The organism is Tateyamaria sp. ANG-S1, from assembly GCF_000814025.1.
Taxonomy (GTDB): domain Bacteria; phylum Pseudomonadota; class Alphaproteobacteria; order Rhodobacterales; family Rhodobacteraceae; genus Tateyamaria.
Genome location: NZ_JWLL01000005.1, coordinates 327,349 through 351,297, shown reverse-complemented (window position 1 = coordinate 351,297; position 23,949 = coordinate 327,349). Strand labels below are relative to the sequence as shown.

The 23,949-nt window shown below is 60.2% G+C and carries 21 protein-coding genes; 7 read left to right on the top strand and 14 right to left on the bottom strand.

The features are described from left to right. Positions 1 to 25: 25 nt before the first annotated feature. Both RA29_RS09025 and hslV read right to left on the bottom strand, forming a co-directional pair. Positions 26 to 1,063, bottom strand: a complete 1,038-nt coding sequence (locus RA29_RS09025) for an aldo/keto reductase (RefSeq protein ID WP_052249565.1) — start codon at positions 1,061 to 1,063, stop codon at positions 26 to 28. After that, on the bottom strand, positions 1,060 to 1,617 hold the full coding sequence (hslV, locus tag RA29_RS09020) for an ATP-dependent protease subunit HslV (protein ID WP_039685083.1): 558 nt from the start codon (positions 1,615 to 1,617) through the stop codon (positions 1,060 to 1,062). Before hslV ends, RA29_RS09025 begins: the two co-directional genes overlap by 4 nt. Positions 1,618 to 1,714: 97 nt before the next feature. Between hslV and RA29_RS09015 the strand changes: the two genes are divergently transcribed. Continuing rightward, entirely contained in the window at positions 1,715 to 2,626 is a 912-nt protein-coding gene (locus RA29_RS09015) for a hypothetical protein (protein WP_039685081.1), read from the top strand. A gap of 32 nt (positions 2,627 to 2,658) precedes the next feature. On the opposite strand, the gene trxA is transcribed toward RA29_RS09015, so the two are convergent. From trxA to RA29_RS08975, 8 genes are all read right to left on the bottom strand, one after another. Beyond that, on the bottom strand, positions 2,659 to 2,979 hold the full coding sequence (gene trxA / locus RA29_RS09010) for a thioredoxin (protein WP_039685079.1): 321 nt from the start codon (positions 2,977 to 2,979) through the stop codon (positions 2,659 to 2,661). 38 nt (positions 2,980 to 3,017) lie between these two features. Then, positions 3,018 to 6,335, bottom strand: a complete 3,318-nt coding sequence (gene addA / locus RA29_RS09005) for a double-strand break repair helicase AddA (protein WP_039685077.1) — start codon at positions 6,333 to 6,335, stop codon at positions 3,018 to 3,020. Then, positions 6,332 to 9,283 carry a double-strand break repair protein AddB gene (gene addB, locus RA29_RS09000; RefSeq protein WP_039685075.1) on the bottom strand — a complete coding sequence of 984 codons (2,952 nt, stop codon included), beginning with the start codon at positions 9,281 to 9,283 and terminating at the stop codon, positions 6,332 to 6,334. Before addB ends, addA begins: the two co-directional genes overlap by 4 nt. Next, positions 9,276 to 9,944, bottom strand: coding sequence for a nucleotidyltransferase family protein (locus tag RA29_RS08995; protein WP_039685073.1), 669 nt, complete (start codon positions 9,942 to 9,944; stop codon positions 9,276 to 9,278). The genes addB and RA29_RS08995 overlap by 8 nt, the downstream gene beginning before the upstream one ends. After that, a complete protein-coding gene (locus RA29_RS08990) occupies positions 9,944 to 10,963 on the bottom strand; it encodes a phosphotransferase (protein ID WP_039685071.1) in 1,020 nt (339 codons plus the stop codon). The genes RA29_RS08995 and RA29_RS08990 overlap by 1 nt, the downstream gene beginning before the upstream one ends. Beyond that, the gene (tsaE, locus tag RA29_RS08985) at positions 10,956 to 11,429 is read right to left on the bottom strand and encodes a tRNA (adenosine(37)-N6)-threonylcarbamoyltransferase complex ATPase subunit type 1 TsaE (RefSeq protein WP_039685069.1); all 474 of its coding nucleotides are present in this window, start codon (positions 11,427 to 11,429) and stop codon (positions 10,956 to 10,958) included. Before tsaE ends, RA29_RS08990 begins: the two co-directional genes overlap by 8 nt. A 44-nt stretch (positions 11,430 to 11,473) precedes the next feature. Continuing rightward, positions 11,474 to 12,994 carry a PAS-domain containing protein gene (locus RA29_RS08980; protein ID WP_052249564.1) on the bottom strand — a complete coding sequence of 507 codons (1,521 nt, stop codon included), beginning with the start codon at positions 12,992 to 12,994 and terminating at the stop codon, positions 11,474 to 11,476. Positions 12,995 to 13,079: 85 nt separating this feature from the next. Further along, positions 13,080 to 14,477, bottom strand: a complete 1,398-nt coding sequence (locus RA29_RS08975) for an ActS/PrrB/RegB family redox-sensitive histidine kinase (protein ID WP_039685067.1) — start codon at positions 14,475 to 14,477, stop codon at positions 13,080 to 13,082. 75 nt (positions 14,478 to 14,552) lie between these two features. Here RA29_RS08975 and RA29_RS08970 point away from each other — a divergent pair, with 75 nt between their 5' ends. From RA29_RS08970 to RA29_RS08955, 4 genes are all read left to right on the top strand, one after another. Beyond that, positions 14,553 to 15,173 carry an SCO family protein gene (locus tag RA29_RS08970; RefSeq protein ID WP_039685065.1) on the top strand — a complete coding sequence of 207 codons (621 nt, stop codon included), beginning with the start codon at positions 14,553 to 14,555 and terminating at the stop codon, positions 15,171 to 15,173. A gap of 84 nt (positions 15,174 to 15,257) precedes the next feature. Next, positions 15,258 to 15,812: an ActR/PrrA/RegA family redox response regulator transcription factor gene (locus RA29_RS08965; RefSeq protein WP_039685909.1), complete on the top strand. Its 555-nt coding sequence runs from the start codon at positions 15,258 to 15,260 to the stop codon at positions 15,810 to 15,812. A gap of 229 nt (positions 15,813 to 16,041) precedes the next feature. After that, entirely contained in the window at positions 16,042 to 16,734 is a 693-nt protein-coding gene (locus RA29_RS21855; RefSeq protein ID WP_152612976.1) for a hypothetical protein, read from the top strand. Between the two features lie 181 nt (positions 16,735 to 16,915). After that, positions 16,916 to 18,064 (top strand): hypothetical protein, encoded by a 1,149-nt coding sequence (locus tag RA29_RS08955; protein ID WP_152612975.1) that lies wholly within the window; start codon positions 16,916 to 16,918, stop codon positions 18,062 to 18,064. 69 nt (positions 18,065 to 18,133) lie between these two features. Here RA29_RS08955 and RA29_RS08950 read toward each other — a convergent pair whose 3' ends face one another. Further along, a complete protein-coding gene (locus RA29_RS08950) occupies positions 18,134 to 18,619 on the bottom strand; it encodes a GNAT family N-acetyltransferase (RefSeq protein WP_039685062.1) in 486 nt (161 codons plus the stop codon). After that, entirely contained in the window at positions 18,616 to 19,212 is a 597-nt protein-coding gene (locus RA29_RS08945) for an HD family hydrolase (RefSeq protein ID WP_039685060.1), read from the bottom strand. Before RA29_RS08945 ends, RA29_RS08950 begins: the two co-directional genes overlap by 4 nt. A 95-nt stretch (positions 19,213 to 19,307) precedes the next feature. On the opposite strand from RA29_RS08945, the gene RA29_RS08940 reads away from it, so the two are divergent. Both RA29_RS08940 and ahcY read left to right on the top strand, forming a co-directional pair. Continuing rightward, positions 19,308 to 19,679: a hypothetical protein gene (locus tag RA29_RS08940; protein ID WP_193743501.1), complete on the top strand. Its 372-nt coding sequence runs from the start codon at positions 19,308 to 19,310 to the stop codon at positions 19,677 to 19,679. Positions 19,680 to 19,764: 85 nt separating this feature from the next. Continuing rightward, complete coding sequence (gene ahcY / locus RA29_RS08935) at positions 19,765 to 21,150, top strand: adenosylhomocysteinase (protein WP_039685058.1); 1,386 nt, start codon at positions 19,765 to 19,767, stop codon at positions 21,148 to 21,150. A 65-nt stretch (positions 21,151 to 21,215) separates the two neighbouring features. Here the strand turns inward: ahcY and RA29_RS08930 are convergent, their stop codons facing one another. Beyond that, positions 21,216 to 22,265 carry a polysaccharide biosynthesis/export family protein gene (locus RA29_RS08930; protein ID WP_241462576.1) on the bottom strand — a complete coding sequence of 350 codons (1,050 nt, stop codon included), beginning with the start codon at positions 22,263 to 22,265 and terminating at the stop codon, positions 21,216 to 21,218. Between the two features lie 204 nt (positions 22,266 to 22,469). Continuing rightward, positions 22,470 to 23,942, bottom strand: coding sequence for a heme biosynthesis HemY N-terminal domain-containing protein (locus tag RA29_RS08925; protein WP_039685056.1), 1,473 nt, complete (start codon positions 23,940 to 23,942; stop codon positions 22,470 to 22,472). Between the last annotated feature and the right edge of the window lie 7 nt (positions 23,943 to 23,949).

The window sequence follows — 23,949 nt, the reverse complement described above, 5'->3', positions numbered from 1 at the left end:
CAACGACTGTTGGGCAATTCGATGATCAGCTCAGACTGTTGGAATGCACCTCATCCTTCATCATCGTATCGAACCAATGGGGATAGCGCTTGGCCGGTGGGGCGATGTCCGACAATGCCGTCCGTTCATCCGATGTCAGGTTTAGACCCGGCGCAGCAAGGGCGGCGTCCATATGGCTTATCTTTGATGCGCCAAAGATCACGTTGTGACTGCGATCCTGCGCCAAAAGCCACGCCAACGCGACAGTCGCAGGGTGCGCATCATGCGCCTTGGCAATCTCGCCCAGCGTTTCAATCATCTTGCGCGCGGTGGCTGTGTCGATGCCCAGAAAATCGCCGCCTTCGCTCAGCCGTCCTTCGCCATCCTCCAGCTTTTCTGGGTCGTACTTGCCGGACAACAGTCCACCTGCAAGCGGTGACCATGCCATCAGCCCACCGCCCATTTCGGTCATCATGGGCAGTACGTCCTGTTCGATGTCGCGGGCGACGAGGTTGTAAAGATACTGCCCCGCCACAAAAGACGCCATGCGATGATCGCGCTGATACTGCACTGCGCGGGCCATCTGCCATGCAGGCCAGTTGGACACGCCGACATAGCGCACCTTGCCATGATCAATCGCCGTCTGCAGGGCGGCGAGCGTTTCTTCCATCGGCGTCGTGAAGTCGGTTTTGTGCAGCACCAGCAGGTCGATATGGTCCATACCCATGCGCCCCAAGCTGCTGTCGATCTGCTTCAGAACATGCGTGCGGCTCAGACCTGCGTCACTGATCTGGTCTGACTGACGGAACCCCAGTTTGGTGCAGACCACCGCTTCGTTCCGGCGCTTGCCCAAGGCTTTTCCCAGAATGACTTCGGACTCTCCGTTGGAGTACCCATCGGCCGTGTCAAAGAAGTTCACTCCGGCGTCCAGCGCATGATCCACCATCTCTGTCGCGGCTTTTTGGCCAACCTTTGCTACTCCGGGGATCCATTCAGAACCGGCGTTGAAGGTCATTGTGCCAAAGCACATGCGACTGACAATCAGACCGCTGTTGCCCATGCGGGTATAGGTCATGTCGGTCATTTGCTGATCTTCTCCACCGTCAGGTTGCCGTTGGTGTAGACGCAAATATCTGCCGCGATTTGCATGGCGTCGCGGGCCACGGCTTCGGCATCGCGTTCGCTGTCCATCATCCCGCGCGCAGCGGCCAAGGCGTAGTTGCCGCCCGATCCGATCGCCGTCACATCATGTTCAGGCTCCAACACGTCACCCGCGCCGGTGATGACGAACATGTCCGCGCCATCTGATACGATCAGCATCGCTTCGAGCTTTTGCAGGTATTTATCTGTGCGCCAATCCTTGGCCAATTCGACGCTGGCGCGGGCGAGTTGACCGGGTGTGGCTTCCAGCTTGGCCTCAAGCCGTTCGAGTAAAGTGAACGCATCTGCCGTGGATCCGGCAAACCCTGCGACGACGTCATATCCGCCAGGGCTGAGCCGCCGGACCTTGCGAGCGGTGCCTTTGATTACGGTCTGACCCAATGACACCTGGCCATCCCCGGCAATCACGACCTCGCCGCCCTTTTTCACACCGATGATTGTGGTCCCGTGCCATCCGGGGAAGTCTGAGCTGGCCATGTCGCTCTCCTTGTTCAGTTGGAAGATGTATGGCGGGCTGTTGCAAGACGGGCAAGGGCCGGTTGCCGATGCGCATCCGCACGCCTAGGGTGCGGCCATGGCCCACCCCAAACGCGCGCGTTTCTATCTGGATGATGGCACCCGACGGCGGGCACAGGCCGGAGAGCACAACTTTATCACCAAAGTCACGTCAGTTCTGCACGCATCCGGATTTGATGTGTTGTTTCATCCGAACACATTGGCGGAACGGCTCAAGGCGACCACGCGACGTGGATATGCCCTGTGCCAGATGACACCCCCACCCAACGACCGGGCCGTGACCTTCCGCCGGGTCTACCACTACCCGTTCTGGCAAATTCAAAAGTCGGACAAACGATGGGAATGGGATGTGGCGCAGGCTGACTTTGATGTCTCAACCTGCCCTGAAAAAGAGGCGCAGCGCTTCTTTGGCTTCTGGCAGAAGCGGATTGCCGGGCCGCTGCTTGGGCACGTTGAGGATGACGGGTTTGTTTACGTCCCGCTGCAGGGACGGCTATTGGATCACCGGTCATTTCAATCCTGCACTCCACTTGAAATGCTGGCACAGGTGCGTGCGGCTTGCCCCAGGCACAAGATCATCGCGACGTTGCATCCAAAGGAGAACTACAGCCAAGCGGAACTGGCGGCACTGGAACAGATGGCGGCAGCTGACACGGATCTTACTGTGCAAGCCGGGGGTCGAGACACGCTGCTCCCGCGTTGTTCTTTCGTTGTCACCATGAACTCAAGCGTTGCGTTCGATGCGATGTTCTTTGGCAAGCCCGCGATCCTATTCGGCAAGGCGGATTTTCATCATCTCGTGCTGGATGGCCAAGACGCGGATGCGTTTCGCAAAGTGCATACGCATCGCCCGAACTATGCCGCATATATCTGGTGGGTGTGGCAGCACATGGCGGTCAATGCTGGCCATGAAAGTGCCGAAGCCAAGATTGCCGCCAAGCTGAAGACCGCGGGTTGGCCGGTTGAGTAGGGGCACCCGCGCTGCGGATGCCCTTGGAATTCTTAGATGCTCTCTTCGATCCAGCTTTGGAGTGCCGCCTTGGGGGCCGCGCCTGCGCGGTTCGAGATTACTTCGCCGTTCTTGAAGATGAACAGGGCTGGGATGCCACGTACGCCCATTTGTGCGGGCGAGTTCGGGTTCTCGTCCACATTGACCTTAGCGATCTTGACCTTGCCTTCCATCTCGGACGACAGCTCTTCCAGAGCGGGGCCGATCTGCTTGCACGGGCCGCACCATTCGGCCCAGAAGTCCACCACGACGGGGACATCGGAATTTTTGACTTCGGCGTCGAAAGTCGCGTCAGTGACTGCCACGGTTGCCATATGAGTTCTCCTGCCAGGCTCAAGCGTAGGGTGGCAAACTAGGTATCCCCCGACATATCGTCAAGATATTGAGTGCGCTGCAACGCCTCTGTCACGATATCGTGGGGAACAGACATCAGGGTGCCTGTGTGTGTCCAAAGGACGCTGAGTTGAATGTCGCGATCCGGGTAAATCTGAGCGATTGCATGTGCATAGGCGCCCATCTGACGTAGCACGCCCTCTGGTATCTGATCCGGTTGCCTTGGGACAGCGCGATTGGTCTTGAAATCGACGATGTGAATGGTCGACGGCGTGATATGCAGCCGGTCAATTGTCCCGTGCATGCGCATGCTGCCCATGGGCGCTGTAACGGGCACTTCGGCGAGGACACCATCAGCAAACAGCCACCCAAGGTCGGGATCGGACAAAACCCGTTCAGCTTGCATCTCAGCTTCGGCTTTCAAAGCTGCGCTTAAATCGGATGCCGCCAGTGCACGCGCGCCTTTGTTTTGTCCTTCAAGCAGAGCATGCACGAGGGTACCAAACATCTTGGCCGTCTCTTCGTCCAGCCCGTCACCCGGAAGTGCCTTGGGCCCCCCAAGGTTGGATGGAGATACCGTTTCCATCTCAACTGCGGGCCTTGGTGCGACATTGTTGAAATGCGTGGGCATCTGCGGCTTTGGAGCGTCATCAGGGTCGTGATCCTGTTGTGCTGCCAAGGACCAGTTACCATGTTCCACGCGCAACCCCGGTCCGGTGGGCGTGTCGATGGCTGTCGCCCCGATGTCCTCCATCCCGGCCTGCACGCGCTGGTGCCAATCGCTGCCGTCCTTGCTCAACTCACCGGCCGCACCAATGATCAGCCACTTCTCGGCCCGTGTTAGAGCCACATAGAGCAACCTTAGGGACTCTTCGTGCTGGGCGGATTTCATGTCGTCCAACCGGGCCGACAGTTGTTCCGGAAGCTGGCCGGATGGCATTTTCCAAACCGGGGTTTCGTCCATCTCGACAATGGTGTCGCGAATTTGAACATCCCGCTTGCCGCATTCCGGCAGGATCACAACAGGCGCTTCCAGCCCTTTGGAGCCGTGGACGGTCATCACCCGGATCTGGTTCGATGCACTGTCGATCTGGCGTTTTACCTCTAGATCGTCAGTTTCCATCCAGGTCAGGAAACCCGTCAGGCTGGGCACCTCATTGCGCTCGTATGACAGGGCTTGGGATAGCAGCGCGTTAATCCCGTCCTCTGCTTCTGCGCCCAGTCGGGCCAGCATGTGTTGCCGTCCGCGGTGCCGGGTCAAAATGCGCTCGATCAGATCGTAAGGCCGCAGGAAATCCACGTTATTGCGCAAATCTCGCAGGACAGAGACTGTTTCGGAATAAGTGTCGGTCTTCGTTCGCAAGGCGCGCCAAAGTTCATCTTCGGTACGGTGGTGCGCCAGCGTAAACAGGTCTTGTTCAGACCAACCGAACAGCGGTGAACGCAGGGCAGTGGCAAGGGACAAGCTGTCTTCGGGGGTTGCCAGAAAGGCCAGCAGCGCAGCCAGGTCGCGCACAGCTGTTTCTGCGCCAACCTTCAACCGATCCGCGCCCGCGATGGGCAGGTTCAGCTCTTTGCAGGCGCGGATGATGTCGGGAAAGATGCCGCCCCGCCGTTGCACCAGGATCAGGACATCGCGCGGCTGGATCGGCCGGGCACCGTCCTTGTGCGGGATCAGCACCTTGTCATCCAGCATCTGCTTGATCTGTCCGGCCACCGCCATGGCGAGCGTTCGAAATTGGTGTTCGGGGCTGCGTCGATCCACCGGATCAAACCAGTCGCGTTCAGTTGTCTTTTCCGGCTTCGGGACCAACGGCCAAAGGTCAACACGGCCCGGCAGATCGGTGTTGAAGGCGATGTGCGCCCCACCGGCAAAGCCTGCGTCCAACTCGTTCTGAAAAACCCTGTCGACCAGATTTAGGATCGCTGGCGATGACCGGAACGAGAAATCGAGACTTCGATCCCAAAGCTTTTGACCGGATTCGCCCAGTTTAGAGCCGAATTCAGCCTGCATCCGGTCGAATTCACGCGGGTCAGCGCCCTGGAAGGAATAGATCGACTGCTTCTTGTCCCCGACCACGAAAATGGTGCGTGTGACATCCGCGCGCGCGCCCTCACCGCTGGAAAACTCTTCGGCCAGGCGGCGGATCACGTCCCATTGCAGGGGGCTGGTGTCCTGCGCCTCGTCCACCAGAATATGGTCGATCCCTCCGTCAAGCCGATACAGCACCCATGCCGCAACCCGATCATCGCTGAGCAGTTGCTGTGCCTTCTGGATCAGGTCATCGAAGTCCAGCCATCCACGTCGCTTCTTTGCCTCGGTGTAGAGGTCAGAAAAACGACGCGCGAAACGGTGCAACGCCACGGTGTGCTTTGCCGCTTCAAGTGCCAGACGCGCTTCGCGCGCGGCCTCCACACGCTCGATCAGCGCATCAAGTTGCGGCAAAAGATGCGCGGCCTGTGCCTGGGTTGCCTTGGTCGGAAACCGCTTCTTGCGCGTGCCTGCCTGCGTCAGAAAGGCAGCCTCAGCGATGGACAGGCTAGCAGCGTCAAGCGCCGCGATCTCGCCAAGGGTTTCACCGACGCCCTTATCTGTCGCGCCTTGCGTCGCCAAGATTGGCAGCAGCTCTTGCAACATGTCCCAGTCGCCCGGGGCAAATGTCATGCTGACAAGGCGGTCATGCGTCAGATCGCGGGGATGACCCAACAGCTCCAGCGCGTCGCCCAGCGACAGGTCGCGGTAGCCGTCGCCACTCACGATTTCTCTGGTCAGGGACAGAAAGTCTTCGCCCTTGTACTGCCCTGCGATGCCCGCCAGCGCATCCGCATCCGGGCCATCCGCCATCTGATCGACAAGCTCTGCACGCAACAGGTCAGCGGCGCGGTCTTCGATTTCTGTGAACTGGGGACTTACGCCAGCCTCTAACGGAAAACGCCTGAGGAGAGAGGCACAGAACGAGTGGATAGTCTGGATTTTCAGGCCGCCCGGGGTTTCGATAGCACGGGCAAAAAGAGTGCGGGCCTGACGCAAGCCTTCGGCCGAAGGCGCCTGCGGCAGACCAAGTTCGGCCAACTCTTTGCGCAGGGCGTCGTCATCCAGCATGGCCCACGCCCCGAGGCGCTGGAACAGGCGGTTCTGCATCTCGGACGCGGCGGCCTTGGTGTAGGTTAGGCACAGGATGTGCTGCGGTTCCACATCTTCCAGCAGCAAACGCGCCACACGGTCGGTCAGCACTCGGGTCTTACCCGACCCCGCATTGGCCGACAGCCAGGTTGATTGCATGGGCTGCGCAGCCTCCTGCTGGCGCAGGGTTGCGTCACTGAACGGTGCTGTCATATCAGCACCTCTGGCATCGGGTCCTGCGTGACATCCCACTCACCGAACCGCGCAAGCTGGTCATAGTCGCGCGCCTCCCGATCCTCGTACAGCGCGCGGCGCGAGGTGTAACCCTTGTCCCCTTCCAGATATGCGCTGAGCAGACCAACCAAATCCGCCAGAACCTGCTGCGGTGGTTCCGCATCCAGCGGCGCGTCTTCAATCTTGGGCGTGCCGCCCATGCCGATGAACTGCGCGGCGCGAACCGGACGGGGACCAAGCGCGGCAAAGCCACCTTGCTCTACCATAGCCGCCTCGATCAGCAGCTGTTTGTCGAAGTGTTTCTGTTGATCCTTGGTCGGGGGCGATCCGGTCTTGTAGTCGTACAGGATCACTGCGCCGCTATCGTCCACATCAATCCGGTCGGCGCGGCCCTCCAACTCGGTGCGGATGGCGGGCAGTGTCAGCTTCCCGATGGCTTCCTTTTCGAACAGGGTCGGCGTGGCCAGCATCTGGCGCACCTTTTCTGTCTCGACAATCCAGTCGGCGGCGCGTTCAAATCGGGCAAGCCACAGCGCGCGGGCTGCGGGCCAGGGGACGTCACGGTTCAGGATATAGCGTGCGTGCTGCATCAACGTATCGGGTGTGAGCGCGTTTGCGCTGTCCAACGTCTCGCGTACGAAGCGTTCCATCACATCGTGCGATAGAATCCCGCGCAACAGCGCGTCCGGCGTCTGGACCAAGGGCCGGAGCGCGCGCAATCGCAGCACGTGTTTGGCGTAGATCGCGTAGGGATCGCGAATGAGTGTCTGTATTTCTGTCACCGTCAGACGGAGCGGGCGGGCCGAAACGGGCGGACAGGGCGAAGGACGATGTGCCTTTGATACGTCAGGGGCCGTGTCCAGTTGCCGGGCCAAAGCAAGCCAATGATCCCCCCGCGCGCGCATCACTGCCCAATGGTCGGGATGGCCCGACGCGACAAGCCCCTTCAACAGGTTGCGCAGCCTATTCATCCAGCGGGACGGCACTGTTTCGGCATCATCGGATCGAATGGAGCGGGTCAGCCACACCTCTGGTGCGGCGATGGCCTGCTGGAAGTCGTGTGCAGATAGGCCGATCCGTCGTTCGGGCAGTAACAAACCGGCGTCGAAACGCATCTTGCGGTTCAGCCACGGGTCAGGCGCAGGTGCTTCGGGCCACGTCCCGTCGTTGAGGCCGGCAAGGATCACGAGGTCAGCGCCCTGTACCCGTGCCTCCAGAGTGCCCCAGATCATGATGTTCGGATGTGGTGTGTCGCGATCGCGCACATCGTCGCCTTGCCGCAGCGCGGTGGCAACCAAACCGGCATAGTCACGTGCTGACATCTCACCGCCATGCGGTGAGGCCTCGGCCAGACCATCCATCACCTTGCGCGCGGCTTGCCCCGCTTTTTTCTGCCAAAGCTCGCCCGCATCTGTGCCATCCAGACCGCTCGCCAATGCTTCTGCCAGCGCACGGTGCCGCATCACCCAAGCCTCAAGCGATAGCAGCCCGGGCGTTTCACACTCGCACATCAGTTCCGCGACCCAATCGGCCCAGGGTGTGATTTCCTCGACCTGTCGTGTCGCCCTGGCAGCGCAGCGTTTCAGGCTGTCGGCTTCGGGATAGGGCAGCCCATCCTTGCGCATTCGTAGCTCAAGACGCTGCGTGTTCAGTTGGTGAAGGTTGCGGTTGATGCCGGAGTGAGTCAACGGATGTTTGAGGAGCGTCAGCAGCGCCTCGGCATCAAGGGGTGTCTGAAAGAGGCCCGCAACATGACGCAGGAATCGCCCGGGCGGGGACAGATGCAACGGTGTTCCCGCGCTGTCATCCGGCACGATGTCCCACCTGTCTAGTGCGGCAGTGACTTGCCGGGTCAGCATCCGGTCTGGTGTGATCAGGGCCGCCTTTTGCCCGTCTTCTGCGGCCTGGCGCAGTCGCATCGCGATGGCGATGGCTTCGGCGCGGGGGGTGTCCGCCTCGACCAAGGTGATTGCGTTCGTTGCATTATCAAGATGCGCAAGCTTCGGTCCCTCCTCCCGCCACGCATCTGTAACGGGTGCCGGACGCAGGGCCAGAGAAACAAGGGCGTTGCGCGTGTCCGATGCAGGCGGCAGGTCTGTCCAGCGGCCCACATCAGACGGGTGCAGTTCCAGCGCCTCGCACAAGCGAAGGAAGCGGTATTGCGGATGGTCCTCGGCGGTCTTGTTGTCTGTCAGAGTGTCCCAGACATGGCGCGGCATGTGCTCATCTAGGCCGGGCAGGATCACAGCACCTTGCGGCAAGCTTGCGACAGCTTCCATCAGGCGCAGCGTCGTACCGCGTGACCCGGTGGAGCCAACAATCAGGATCGGATCGCGGGGCGGGGTGTCAGTCCAGTGTTCAGCAAGCCGTAGAACCGTATCGCGCTGCCGCGCTTCGGGGTCCGGCGCGCTCTGGCTGTCGTCGATATACTCTTGTGCGATGGCGATGAATTTCTGCGCTCGCGCCCAGTGCCCCGACTGATCCGAGACATCGAGGTCCGCGATATCCTCGGCGCTCACGCCTTCGCCCTGCATTTCGTCAAGCAGCGTGGCCAGACTGTCGGCCAGATCGAACGGTCCCGCATCTGGGGCGAGCTCGGGCTGGTTTTCAATCAGCGTTTTGATCAGTTGCGCCAGCTCCAGACGTCGCCGCAGGGGTGTCGCGGCTGGGGGCATCGGTGCGTGCGGATACAGATCGTCAAGCTGCGTGATCATGCGGATGCGCGGCAACAGACGCGCGGGCCCTTCGTCAAACAGGGCCCGCAGGCGGCGGGCCATGCGGGTCGTGTTGACCAGAATTGTCACGTGGGCCCACGCCTCTGGCGGTGCGGTGGCAAACCGATCTTCGAGCCCGCGCACCACCGCCAGCGGAAAGTCCACGCCGGGGGCGCATCCGAACAGCCGTGCTGTACCGATTGGCTCAAACATGGTGTTGCCGTAGCATGTCTTCGGCAATGCCGATCCCGTCGGGACGCCCCACATCACACCAGTGGCCGGGATGGATCACGCCGTGCAACCGCCCATCTTTGGCCATCTCGTTCCAAACGACATTCAGGGAAAAGGCTGGCTGCTGTACATCGTGCAGGCGCGCTGTCTTCATGATCTGCACGCCACCATAGACCAGATCGCCGCCCCGATGCAGCTTGCCGCCGTCATCAATGTGAAAGTCGCCGCCCTCATCCCGCCCATGTACGCGCGTTTCCGGAATGCAAACCAGCAGTGCGTCCATGTCCGCCGGGTCCCATGCGTCAAGCGCAACCTGCAGTGGGTTTTGTCCGATCCAGATGACATCGGGATTGAGTGTCAGAACCGGATCGCTGTTCAGCAGCGGTAGCGCGTTGCGCAGCCCACCCCCTGTTTCGAGTATGTCCGGTTCTTCCCGGACAGTGATGACGGGCCGGTCTTGCAGATGCGCCTCAAGCATATCGGGAAGGTAGTGCAGATTGACCACTGTCCGCGGTGGTGCGATGTCTGACATAAGCCCGAGCGCCCGGTCGATCAGAGGCATGCCCGCGACCTTGATCAATGGTTTTGGTTGCTGTTTGGTCAGGTGCCCCATGCGCGTCCCGAACCCCGCGGCAAAGATCATTATGGCAGGGGAATCGTTTTGCATTGGGCCTTTAGGCTTTCAAGAATGTCTTGGGTTGGTTCGGGCAGATGCACTTTGATGAATTCGGTCAGATGACATGCACTCGGGTGCGCCAGATTGGTTATGATATGACCCCAGACCCGGGGGATAAGGTCAACATAGTGCGGTTTCCCATAGGCGAGTGAAAGGCGGGCAAAGACCCCGAGAATGCGCAAATTGCGTTGCAGACCAAGCAGCGCATATGCATCGCCAAACGCGGCAGCGTCCACGCCTGTTTTGGCGATGTACCTGTCCAGCATGGCGCGGTGGACCTCTACCGATACATCGCGCCGCGCGTCCTGCAGCACCGAAACCAAATCATAGGCTGGATACCCCAGCATCGCGTCCTGATAATCCAGCAAACCCACCCGTTGCACGCCGTGGCGGTCAGGTAGCCAGATCAGGTTTTCCGCGTGATAGTCCCGTTGGATTAAAACAGGTGTCGCTGCATCAAGCGGTGACAGTGCCTCCTCCATCGCTGCGGCAAAGGCGCTGCGGGCGCTCGCGTCAACCGACCCGGTTGCGCCGCGCTGGTACCAGTCGAAGGCCAAGCAGGCGAAGTCGGTCATCACCTTGGCATCGTAGCGCGGCAGGTTGGGCGTTGCCGCGCGATGCAGATGCAAGAGGACATCCGTTGCAGCCTCATACAAAGGCGTTTCCAGCGATGGCTGCGCTTTGATCAAGCGTGCGAACAGGTCGTCACCCAGATCTTCGATCAACAAAAACCCGTGCTCGGCATCCTGCGCGAATATCTCAGGTGCCGACAGTCCCACATCGCGCAGCTGGTTCGTTACATCTACAAACGGACGGACATCCTCCCCCTTCTCTGGCGGCGCGTCCATGAGAATGCGCGAACGTCCGTTGAGGGATAGCCTTTCATATTTCCGGTTTGACGCATCACCGGCGACCAGTACTCTTGGCGCTTCGCCCCAGCCAGCTTCCGCCAAAAAGTGACCCTTGAGTTCGGCACGATCAGACATTGTGCGCCACCTTGCTTAAGCGCTCCGCCCAGCGCGTGTCTGTCCACGACAAACGCGCGGACCGGGCATCGCCCTGCGCATCGATATGGATGTTCAGCGCATCTGCTGGCATCATTGTACCCAGTCGATCTGGCCATTCGACCAGGCAGATCGCCGTCTCAAAAGCGTCAAACAAGCCCAACTCGTCAATCTCGGTGTCTGAGGAAATCCTGTACAGGTCCGTATGCCACAGCGGCCCATGCTTGGTGTCATAGATCTGCACGAGCGTAAATGTGGGTGAAGGTACGTCTTCCACCTGAAGCAGAACGGACTTGATCAAAGCACGCGCGAAATGGGTTTTGCCCGCCCCGACATCGCCCTCAAGCAACAGAACGTCACCGGGACGCAGATCTTCTCCGATCGCACGCGCAGCGCGCGCGGTGTCATCCTCGGTCAGCCAGTGCAGGATCAGGGGGGCGGTCGTCATGCGGTCAACCTACCGCCATTGCCCGCTGCTGCAAGTTGGAATGGTCAGGTCATTTCGGTGATCGGGCTTGCCAGAATGTGTTCGCAGGCCGTGAACCTGATCAAGGTCGCACCAGATGCAATGGGTGAGACCTGCGCCCTGATCTGTCCCGCGTCCTGATGCTTTAAATCCACATCCCAGGCTGCGCGTTCGCCGCATTTCATAACGTAGTCCCGTATGTCGCCCCAGGCCGGGTCAGGTGCGCACTTTTCCTGCCATGCGCGCAAGCTGTCGACGATTGTTACATCTGCAAAGCTTTTGTCGGGATCAAGCTTCCACATGTCACGATAAGCGGCATTGCAGAAAGTCAGCACACCGGCAGACGAAAACACGACCAAAGCGTCTTCGAATGTGTCCATTAGGGATTGCCCCAACTCCAGCTCCGCACGGAAGTTGCGGGTCAGGGAGATTTCGGCAGTGATATCCTCGATCAAAAACGCAATGGCGCCGTCCGGGTGTGGTCGCCCGCTCACTCGGTAGGTGTGCCCAGTGTCCAGGTTCCACGTCTCATGATAGCTGCCATGGGACGCGGCATTGATCATCTCCGAGATTTCGTGCCGCCATGAGCCATAATTCTTGGGCTCCGGCATGACGCGATTGTCGCGCAGCCGATCAAAGAACGACAACATATCCGGACGCCCGCTTAGGAATTCCGCTGGCAGTGACGTCAAGTCGACCAGGGCGGGGTTGAACAGGGCAAGCTGTCCGTTGCGATCAAAAATTGCCAGCCCGATGGAAAGCTGGGCAAAAGTCTTGGCCAGCGTCTGCACGAAATTGCGCTGGGCCACCTCGGCGTGAATGACTGCGTTGATGTCTACGGCGTGAAACACTGTAGAAGCGCCCGCTTCGGTTGCGGTGACGTTGTACCATTCCGTTGTGCCATTGCGGTCCATCTTGACCGGGACGCGCACCGACGTCTTGCCGGTCACATCATTTGGCGTGAAGTGGAAGACTTCGGTCAGCGCGTCGTCGTCATTGCCATGCACCGCGGCCTGCAACGACATGTAAGCCGAATTGCGCCAGCAGATTTTCTTGGCATCGTCGACCAACCATATCGGATAGGGTGCCTCGGTTGCGGCCAACCGCAAGGTGTCCAATTCGAATTGCAACACGCTCAGCTTGTGCTGTGTTGTCGGATCCGCTGGCGTGTCGTCCTGTATCTCGACCCGCGTCATGTCCGCCTCCCGGTGCAGGCGCAGAACAGCGGCGTCATCCTGTTTGGTGGCTTGCAGTGTGAGCGTGCCTGTGTCCGGCAGATCCTCCTGGCCTGGCAGCCTTGGAAATCGTGCGCCAAGACCGCTTTGCAGGGCCTGCCAATCGGTTTTCCCACCGTGCCGTTGCAGTGTCATTTCGGCCTCGGGTGTCGCGTGGTGAAGATCGACACCTTCAAACAAAAGGCTCATGCTGCCGGTATCCGGAGGTGTCGGCGACGTGGCGGGCAATTCCGTGCGCCGCAAAAGCACAAGCCCGACCGCTGCCGCGCACAGGGCAGAGCCAACCACTACAATCAGTTCCACGATTGCCATCACGCGACCTTTCGCCACCCGCGTGCAGTATCAGGTAAGGATGGTTAACGCAGCCTTAACAGATGTTTCAAAAAGCGGCCGGACGTCAGGTGCGAATAGGCTCGTTCCGACCCACTGCCACCGCGTTCTTACCGTGCCGGGCATCGACGGTCTCACGCGGCCACTTCACCTCTACGATCGCGCCGACATGTGTGTCATTCGGCGCCCAGGCACCGTAAGGGTCAGCACCGTTGGCAAAGGTCAGTTCGGCGCCTGATCTTTCCAATAGCGTTTTGGCGATGAACAGTCCCAACCCCATGCCCTCGTATTCGGGGCGCTGGGCCCGTTCGGTCGAGGTTTTGCGCCGTCGAACAAACGGATCGCCAATGCGGCCCAGAAGCTGCGGCGGGAACCCTCGTCCGTCATCCATGATCCGGATCGTGATTTCGGTATCGGTCCAATGCGCCTCGATCCAGACAGTGGAGCGGGCGAAGTCCACGGCGTTTTGCACAAGATTGCGCAGCCCGTGAATGATCTCGGGCTGGCGCAAGATGGCGGGTTGATCGATCTCGTCCCCGGCATCGGGGTCGTGGGTGTATTGTACTGCCTTGCCGCGATGCGTGTGCGGTTCCGCCGCCTCCTGCACGACAGTCATCAAGGGCGCTTGGCGCAGGTGCAGGTCATCCTTACCGGCCCGGCCCATGTCGCGCAGGATGTCGCGACACCGGTCGGCCTGTTCCCGGATCAATGCAGCATCTTCCTTCAACTCGGGTCGGTTATCCAGTTCTTCGATCAACTCCGCACTGGTTAGCTTGATCGTCGCCAGTGGCGTGCCCAACTCGTGCGCAGCGGCGGCGACAACGCCGCCCAGATCGGTGAGCTTTTGTTCACGTGACAGGGCAAGCTGCGTGGCGGACAGGGCGTCAGACATCGAATGAATCTCGGACGTCACCCTGCGGGAATAAAGACCGATGAAGCAGATCGCGATGACCAGCGCGATCCAGTTGCCGAACACAAACAGATCCGGGATGCGCAGGATGAACCCCTGCTGCGTGCGCAGGGGCAGATGGTATTCAGACAGGATCGTCACGATCACAATGGCCGTCGCGCCCACCAGTAGGGTCGACCGCGTCGTCAGCACCGCAGCCGAGATGGTGACGGGCCCAAGCAGCAACAGCGCAAACGGATTGTGAAGACCCCCGGTCAGGAACAGAAGGAAGCCCAATTGTAGGACGTCGAAGAGGACCATCATGAGGTTCTCGCCTTCGTTCAGGCGCTTGTTTTCGGGAAAGACAAAGATGGCGATCAGGTTGCCGATCACCGAAACACCAACGGCAAGGTAGCATAGACCCAATTCCAGTTGCAGGCCGTAGAACCGCTGCGCGACCGTCAGCGCCACGAGCTGGCCCACGATGGCAACCCAACGCAGCAGGATCATCGTGCGCAGGCGAATCCAGTTCGATCTTTGCTGGCCGGTCAGCAGGCCAAAGTCAGGTTGCGCCATTGTGTCACTTCTTCGCTTATTGAACTCGGTCAATGGATTGTTAGCTAGGGTACAACCCTAGCCCGGAGCCCTCACATGACCCGCATCATCGCACCCGTTGCCGCCCTTGTCGCTGCCCTTTTTCTTGGCGGGATCTGGTGGGTCACGCAGTCGGGGGGTGAAGACGGGCAGTTCGCACAGTGCAATTCCACGCAAATCGCGGGCGATGGCAACGGAATTGGCGGCCCGTTCGAACTGGTCAACGCCGAAGGGCAGACGGTGACGGATCAGGATGTGATCACCGAGCCGAGCCTGATCTATTTCGGCTACACCTTCTGCCCGGATGTTTGTCCGCTGGACACAGCCCGCAACGCCGAGGCCGTCGATGTTCTGGCTGAGCGCGGCATGTCAGTCACGCCGATCTTCATCACCGTCGATCCGGAACGCGATACGCCCGAGATTGTTGGCGACTTCGCCTATAACCTGCATGAAAAGATGATCGGCCTGACCGGGTCATTGGAACAGACGGACGCGGCAAGCAAGACCTACCGCACCTACTACAAGGCCCATGACAAGTCGGACGAGTTCTACCTCGTCGACCACTCGACCTTTACCTATCTCGTGATGCCAGAGCATGGATTCGTTGAGTTTTTCCGCCGTGACATCACGGCAGAAACGATGGCGGATCGTGTTGCATGCTTTGTAGAAAACGCCTGATATTGCCGGAAAAATTTGACCCCGCTGGTTGCACGCGCCATATTCCGCTTCAGCCAGAAAAATAAGCGGGAACTGGAGAATTCGATGGCCGAAGCGGCAATGCGGGACTTGGGCGCGGACAAATCGCTCTTGTTGGTTGACGACGACGAACCCTTTCTGCGGCGGCTGGCCAAGGCGATGGAAAAGCGCGGATTCGAGATTGAAACCGCCGACAGCGTGACCGCGGGCAAGGCCATCGCCACAGCCCGTCCCCCGGCCTACGCCGTGGTTGATCTGCGACTGGAAGACGGCAACGGATTGGACGTGGTCGAGGTTTTGCGCGACAAGCGGCCCGATGCGCGTGTGGTGGTTTTGACCGGTTACGGTGCCATCGCGACCGCCGTTGCCGCAGTCAAAATCGGGGCGACCGACTACCTGTCGAAGCCCGCGGATGCGACCGACATCACCAACGCGCTGTTGGCTACGGGCGATGACCTGCCTCCACCCCCGGAGAACCCGATGAGCGCCGACCGGGTGCGTTGGGAACACATCCAGCGCGTCTATGAACTGTGCGATCGCAACGTGTCGGAGACGGCGCGGCGGCTGAACATGCACCGCCGGACGTTGCAGCGCATTCTGGCGAAACGCTCGCCTCGCTGAGAGGTCAGAGGGGGGCTGTCTGCCCCCCGGCGCGGCGCGCCTCCCCCCGAGGATTTTTTGAAACAGGGAAGGGTTGGACCTGCGCGTTCAGCCCATCCAATAGTTTTCAATTTTTGAAATCTGGGGTTCGATTCCGGCCTGTCACCCCCCGTGCACCCCCTGTGCACCATCCGTACACCCCCATCGTGAGGGTGGGGTAAGAATTTGTTAAGCATTCCGGGCATTTGAGGTGGCCGGCGGGTCTGCCTCGCTTGGTCTAAACCTTACCGTTTGGAGCGGTATCACTCCGGCGCACGGTGGTTCAGGTGGTGTTGGCTTCTCAGCTTATCATTTCATCAACAAAACGCTTCGACCGCTACGGCAGACAGGTGAAATCAGCCCATTGTTGACAGGTATGGCGAACTTGCGTTTCAATAAACTACCAATTTTTGAGGTATTTGTTATGCAAAAATTTAAGAAGAAGGTGCAATGGCTTTCTATGACCTGCGCCATTCCAGCGCTTTTGACAGCACCTGCGGTTGCTGATCCGTCGCTTGGTATTGGTCTGTCGTTCAGCTTCGGCAACGGCACTGTGGAGACGGGCATCGGCGTGAGAATATTCTCCGACGATGAAGAGGATAGCGCCGCGGCTTCCATTGGCCTTGACTATATGTTCCAAAGCCAGAGCTGGCGTGGAACTGTCGGGCTCGCGTATCTGGGAGACGACTGGTACGTGGGCGCGGATCTTGGCCTTCCCTTTGGAGGGAGGGATCTGGACTTTGGCATCGGTGCGGGTTTCGTGGATACGGAGGACGCCGCTGTGGCGCCTGCGCCTGCTCCCGCTCCCGTGCCCCCGACAACGCCGGTTTCTACTCCGGCGCCCACGCCAATTCCCACTCCGGCTCCAATTCCGAGCCCGGGTCCAAGCCCATACATGTTCTGAGAACGTCTTGGTCGCCGCGCGCCGAACCGTTTTTCGTGCGTGCGGCGCGCTGGTCGGCGGGCGCAAGGCATCGACATAGGCCTTCGGCGTGACGGGTGTTCCATTACCTTGTGTGTTGCTGTGTTGCGAAACGGGCGAAGGTCGGGGGCATGTCACAACCCTGGCAACGGTCGCGCGCGCTTTGGGCACAAGTTATGCCTACCGTGCGATCATACCCGAACTTAAAAATGCCGATGTGCTGACCCCGGTTTGCAATCAGGTGGATCGCGGTGCCGTGCTGTACCGACTACCCGGGCAGCCACCGGCAGGCGCGTTCACCTGGGCAGTCTGGTTGCGCAACCGGGGCTATGCCGACCCCAAAATCCTGAAGGCACAATTCGATTGGTGGTCAGAAGCGATACGCGCGGTGCGGCCCGTGCTTGTTGTGGCGGATTATGCACCAACGGCGCTGCTGGCCGCGCGGGCGCAGGGCATTCCAACCGTCGCAGTTGGTGCAGCCTTTGGGCTGCCGCCTGCGACGCTGACTTGCTTTCCCGAAGTGCTTACGCCCGAACAGGCCGCCTTGCATGATCCGGTGCCTGACGAGCCAGGGCCGCAAGAGAAACCAATCCTCGACTGCGTGAATACGACACTTGGGCCACTTGGGCTTTCGTCGCTGGCGCACCTTCCCGAGGTTTATGCCGCCGATTTGTCCCTGCCGCATGGTGTGTCTGCGTGGGATCCTTATGCTGATGCCCGCGACCGACCCCTTGCCCTGCCGTTTGCGTCGCTGCCACCGCTGAAGCGAGAGGCTGGGGGTGAGATCTTCATCTATTTCTCGACCAATGAGTTGGCGGAGCCCGCAATCCGCGATGCCTTGCGTCGGCTGCCATTCAAAGCCTTGCTTGTGGCACCCGGAATGTCCCCCGATATGGCCGCGGATCTAGCGCGCAATCCGCGTTTGTCTGCCCTGTCAGCGCCGCTGTCACCGGATCAGATCGTGCATCGCAGTCGGATGGTCCTGTGTGCGGGGCAGGCTGGCACCCTTTCGCTTGCTGTGCTGTCAGGGATACCGGTTTTGGCCTTGCCCATGCAGCACGAGCAATTGTCCAATGCGCTGCGAGCCGCGGAACGATTGAGTTCTGTTCGTGTGTTGCCCAAACAAGTGCGGAGTGCGGGGGCGATACTGGATGTGATAGCGGAGCTTTGGGGCCAGCCTGCAATCGGAGCTGCGGCTCAGCTTGCCGCGCTGGATCTGCGCAAGATGTACAAGAGGGACGCGCTGAGTGGTTACCGCGATCCAATCGAGCTGTTGATGCAGGCACATGGCAACGCTGCGTCAGCGGAGTAAGGGCGCGGACGGTCGCAAGAGGCGGGTGGGTTAGCCCGGCCTGTGTGAGTAGTTTCGGATGTACCGACGCTAAAGATCGTAGCGCTTGAGGATTTTGTCCACGACCTGACCGTTGCCCATCTCGTATCCCTCGATCCGGCCATAGTCCTGAAAGCCGCGCGACTGGTAGTAGATCAGCCCACCCTCGTTGTCGGCGCGGATGTTGGCGTTGATCCAGACATAGCCGATGTCCTTGGCCGCCTTGCGCGTCGCATCGAACAGCTTGGAGCCGATACCAAGGCCGGTCTGGCCCATCTGGACGAAGGTTGCGATGTCTGCCGCTTCGGGTGGGAGGGCGTCCGTGCTTTCGATCCACTGGAAGCCCACGACCTGTTCGCCCTCGTTCACGGCGACATGCCAGGCTGCGCGCCCGTCATTGGCGGCCATCCAGTCGGCGAGGTCGCTGCCGGACACCTTTTTGGTCAGCGCTGTGGTTCCGCCCTTGTCGATGATGGCGTTCAGAAGGGATGCCATTGAGGGTGCATCAAGTGCGATGGCGGGGCGGACGTGGATCATGTGCAACTCTCCAGCAGGCTGGCATGGCGGGCGGTGAAGGCATTGCGGGTTTCGACCGGGGGGCGGAGCACGATTTGCAGCCCGTCGGTCAGGGTGGCGTCGGGTTTGCCGAAGAACTTGCTTGCCTCCGCTTCCGTGAATCCGGCGATCTGCGTGGCTTCCATCCAGGCGCTGATCCGGTCGGCTTTCTTGATCTGCCGTTTGATGGTTTGTGGCACCTTGGCAGGCAGGCCGAAGCGAATGTGGACTGCCGCCTCCAGCCGTTCGTCGAGCAATTTATAGTCTGGTCCGACCGCAGCCTTGACCGGTGAAATCATGTCGCCGATCACGTATTCCGGTGCGTCATGCAGCAGCGCGGCCAGCTTCCATTTCGCGGGCGCATTGGGTGCGATCCGGCCAAAAAGCGTCTCTACCAACAGGGAATGCTCGGCCACGGAATAGGCGTAGTCCCCTGCTGTCTGCCCGTTCCAGCGCGCGACGAAGGCGAGGCCGTGGGCGATGTCCTCGATCTCGATATCCATAGGGGTCGGGTCCAGCAGATCGAGCCTGCGGCCCGACAGCATGCGCTGCCATGCACGGGGTTGTTTTGCCATCTATGCCTCCGGTCTGTTCCGTGTCCTAGCGCAGCCGTGCGAGGTGGGGAAGCAATTGTGTGGGAACTGAATCATCGATTGCACGTTGTTCAGACATGCAACACGCACTTAAAACCCTGGTTCTGACGACACTTGTACCCCTTGCCACAGCGACGGCGGCACTCGCATCTCCGGTTTGTATGGAGGCGGCAGAGATGGAAGCAGCGCTGATCGACTGGTATGGCGAGACGCCTGTCCCGGGTGCTTGGGCGGCTGACCAGCAGCTTTGGGCGTCAGAAGCGACCGGCACCTGGACGCTGATGCAGCTTGGCGCAGATGACCGGGCCTGCGTTATCAGCCAGGGTGAGGATTGGGTGCCGAATGACGATCCAATCGTCGCCTTCGAGCAGCTTCTGCGCGAGCAGGGGAATGCGGCACCTGCCGAAGCGCTTGCCTTTCTTGACCTGCTGACATCTGACGCATCCTGACACCGACAGGCGCGATGCTGCGGTGATTGCTCCTGACGGGGGTCGGTGATATCTGCGCGGCAACCCGATTTGAAAGGACAAACGGATGTCGCAGGATTACATCGTCAAGGACATTGGCCTAGCTGACTACGGCCGCAAGGAACTGGATATCGCCGAGACTGAAATGCCGGGGCTGATGGCCTGCCGTGCGGAATATGGTGAGAGCAAGCCGTTGGCCGGTGCCCGTATTGTCGGATCGCTTCACATGACGATCCAGACCGCGGTTCTGATTGAAACGCTGGTGGCGCTGGGCGCGGATGTGCGCTGGGCGTCGTGCAACATCTTCTCCACTCAGGACCACGCGGCGGCAGCGATTGCAGCGGGTGGCGTGCCTGTGTTTGCCATCAAGGGGCAGTCGCTGGAAGAGCATTGGGATTACCTCGACAAGTCGTTCCAGTTTGCTGATGGTCCGAACATGATCCTGGACGATGGGGGCGATGCGACGCTGTACATCCTGCTGGGTGCGCGCGCCGAAGCCGGGGAGGAGATTATCCCTGTGCCGACCTCCGAGGAAGAAGCGGTGATCAAGGCACAGATCGCCAAGCGGATGGAGCAGAGCCCCGGCTGGTTCACCAAGATGCGCGACCAGATCAAGGGCGTGTCCGAAGAGACAACAACCGGCGTGCACCGTCTGTATGAGTTGGTGAAGAACGGGCAGCTGCCCTTCCCTGCCATCAACGTGAACGACAGCGTTACCAAGTCGAAGTTCGACAACAAGTACGGCTGCAAGGAATCGCTGGTTGACGGTATCCGCCGTGCCACCGACACCATGATGGCGGGCAAGGTTGCCGTTGTGATGGGCTACGGTGATGTGGGCAAAGGGTCCGCTGCCAGCCTGCGTGGCGCGGGCGCGCGCGTAAAGGTAACCGAGGTTGATCCAATCTGTGCACTGCAGGCGGCGATGGACGGGTTTGAGGTTGTGCTTCTGGAAGAGAACCTGGATGCCGATATCTTCATCACCACCACCGGCAACAAGGATGTGATCCGCATCGAGCATATGCGCGAGATGAAGGACATGGCCATCGTCGGTAACATCGGTCACTTCGATAACGAGATCCAGGTCGCAAGCCTGAAGAACCACAAGTGGACCAACATCAAGGAACAAGTGGACATGATCGAGATGCCTTCGGGCAATCGCATCATCCTGCTGTCCGAAGGGCGTCTGCTGAACCTGGGCAATGCCACGGGCCACCCATCCTTCGTGATGTCGGCGTCGTTCACCAACCAGGTGCTGGCGCAGATCGAGCTGTGGACCCGGAACGAGCATTACCAGAACGACGTCTACATCCTGCCCAAGCACTTGGATGAGAAGGTGGCGCGCCTGCATCTCGACCGCATCGGTGTGAAGCTGACGCAGATGGACCCGGAACAGGCGGCCTATATCGGTGTCGCCCCCGAGGGTCCGTTCAAGCCGGAACACTACCGCTACTAAGCAAAAAGGGCGGGGATGACCCCGCCCAATATCATTGCGAAGGGCCGCGCTGTTGCGCGGCCTTTTTAGTTGCCGCTGAGAGAGTTGCCCACGCCGACAACCGATCCGATCAGGCCGAAGATGGTGCGGACCGAGCTGACCGGGCTTTCCGTCGCCAAGACAAGATCGCCGGGATTGATGTTGAACTTGCGTGCGGCAAAGAGCGAATCTGCCGATGTCAGATCAATGGCAAAGACCACTTGCGTCTTGGTCGGTCCCGAGCCGTCGGCGCGCAGATCCTGGCGCGTGTAATCGCGCAGGATCAAGACGCCCTTGGGATTGCCGCGGGACTCATTGAGGCCGTTGACCAGTGCAAGCGCCTCGACCGCATTGATGCGTTCTTGTGTGAACGGCACGATGGTCTCCGTACCGGTCGCGCCGAGGGCAACAAAGTAGCGTTCGTCTTCTTCGACGATGATCTGGTCGCCGCCGCGCAGAATGACGTTGGCGGACGGCTGCTTAAACAGATCGCCGGCGCGGATACCAAAGGATTGACCACCACGAATTACCCGTACCAGTGGGTTTTCAAGTGTGGGCGTGATGCCTCCGGCCGTGGAAATGAGGCTGAGGATCGAGTAGTTGCGGTTCGGCAGTGGATAGGTACCGGGGGCATTGAAGCCGCCAACGGCATCAACCGAGTTGTCCGGTCCCGACGTGACAGCTAACTGCACCTGAGGATCCGGTATGACCGAGCGCAATTGTTCTTCAATGCCGCGCCGTGCGGCATCTGGCGTGGACCCACTTACACGCACCTCGTCGATGTAGGGCACAAAGATAGAACCGCTGGGGGACACTATAATGCCCTCCAGTGCCACGTTCTGTTGTGCAGTACCTGTCAGAAGCGAGTTTTCCTGGTTGTCCCAAATGACCAGGTCAATGGCATCACCAGGGCGGATGACGTTGGACTTGGGGCCGGGGTTGCGCGTGAACCAGTGATAGTGCCCTTCCCAACCGGTTGCAGGCCATGTGGCCAGTTGGGCGACATTTTCGCGGGTGATCGGAACAACCGAGAATGCTGCATCCTCGTTGTTCTGATTGCGGATGACCTCGCCTTCGATGGCGGCGCCACGGGGCAAAGAGCAGGCTGCGAGAATGAAAATAAGACCTAAAGACGCGAGAAAGCGAAATGGATTTTGCACGATCTGTCCCTCTGAGCCGGTCACGGCATCATGTTTGAAAATGGTCTATCCGGAAATGGCGGTAGCACACACAAATATTTCTTTTACGGGCGGTCAATCGCCCAAAACGTTGCCCAATGACAATAGGCAGAGCCTGTAAAATCAACTGTTCTTGACCGTTGGGTTGCCCATATCCTCGGCTTCGATCACATCTGCATCTTGGACAACGGCGACCTCGGTGTCATCCTTGGACTGCTCGGGGCCCCCGACCAGCAGGGGCAGCATCTCACTTCCGCCGGGCAGGCTGAGTTCCGCGTTCGGTGGCCGCTTCCATGTCAGAGTGTCAAAGGCGCTGCAATTGCTGCAGGTTGGCGCCCATGCGGGCATGATGTTCTGGCAGTTGTCGCACACCCATTGCGGGCCGCGCGGTGCTGTCACAGCCCGTGCCAACCAGCCCTGCACGACAGCATCGCTTGCGCCCTCGCCCCGTTCAATCGCGGCCATCAGCGTCAGTGACCGTGTGGTTGGATCGGTCTCCGCCAGATCGCCAAGTGCACGACGGGCTGCCGGGAAATCCTCGGCCGCGATGTGCAGCTCGCTGAGCAGCATCTTGGTTTCCGGGTGCTCTGCCTTGGTCTTGGTCAGCGCCGTGAACCGCTTGAGCCGGTCCGTCGATGTCTCCTTCGGCTCAATCTCGGCATATGCGGCGGCAAGATCGGGGTGCGGCTGGGCATCCCATGCCTTTTTCAGAACGCGGGTGGCGTAGCGTTTCTGGCCCTTTTCGATATAACCCTGTGCGGCCATGACCGCTGCCGGGATCAGATCAGGGGACAGGCGGTTCGCCTCAATCGCAGCCTCGCGCGCCTCGATCGTTTCATCCTCTTCCAGCACCTTGCGTGCTTCGCTCAGCGCAAGCACAGCGTCGCGGCGCTTGTGCACGTCGCGCGGCAGGTTGCCATGTTTCAGCTTGGCGCTCAGCGTGGCGCGGGCACCGGTCCAGTCCTCTTTGTCCGCTTGCAGCTTGAGCAGGATGTCTTGCGTTTCTTCGTGCTTCGGCTTGATGGCGAAAGCCTTTTCCGCCAGTTGCAAGGCCGTATCGGTGTCCCCGTCCGCCAGCTTCTGCTTCATGATGCCCCGCACACCGACAAATCGTGTCGCGTCGTTCGTCACCAGCTTGCGGTAGGTTTCTTCCGCCTTTTTACGGTCGCCGGCCATCTCGGCGGCTTGGGCTGTCAGCAGGTTGGTCAGTTCCGGGCGGTCGAGGTAGCGATCCGCCTTTTCCGCCTTGGCCAGCGCCGTACGCGCCTCACCCGAGGCGAGCGCCATCATCCCTTCGGCGAGCGCATCGAACCCCTTGGCATATTTCCGGCGTTCGAAGAAGCGCGAGATGGCCGTGTCGTCGCCGTTCAGGAAGTGCCAGACGGCGATGACGAGGCCGAGCAGCTTGAGCAAGACCCAGACCGCAAAGACCAGCGCCACCAGTGCGATGACCGATTGCAGCGGCCCAAGCGTGTACTCCTTGCCTGCTACGACGATCTGAATGCCGCCCTCGCTTTCCAGAAGCCAGCCAGCGCCAAGGGCCAGGGCCGCCACGGCGACCACGAAGATGATGATTTTTACCAATGACCAGATCATAACGGGC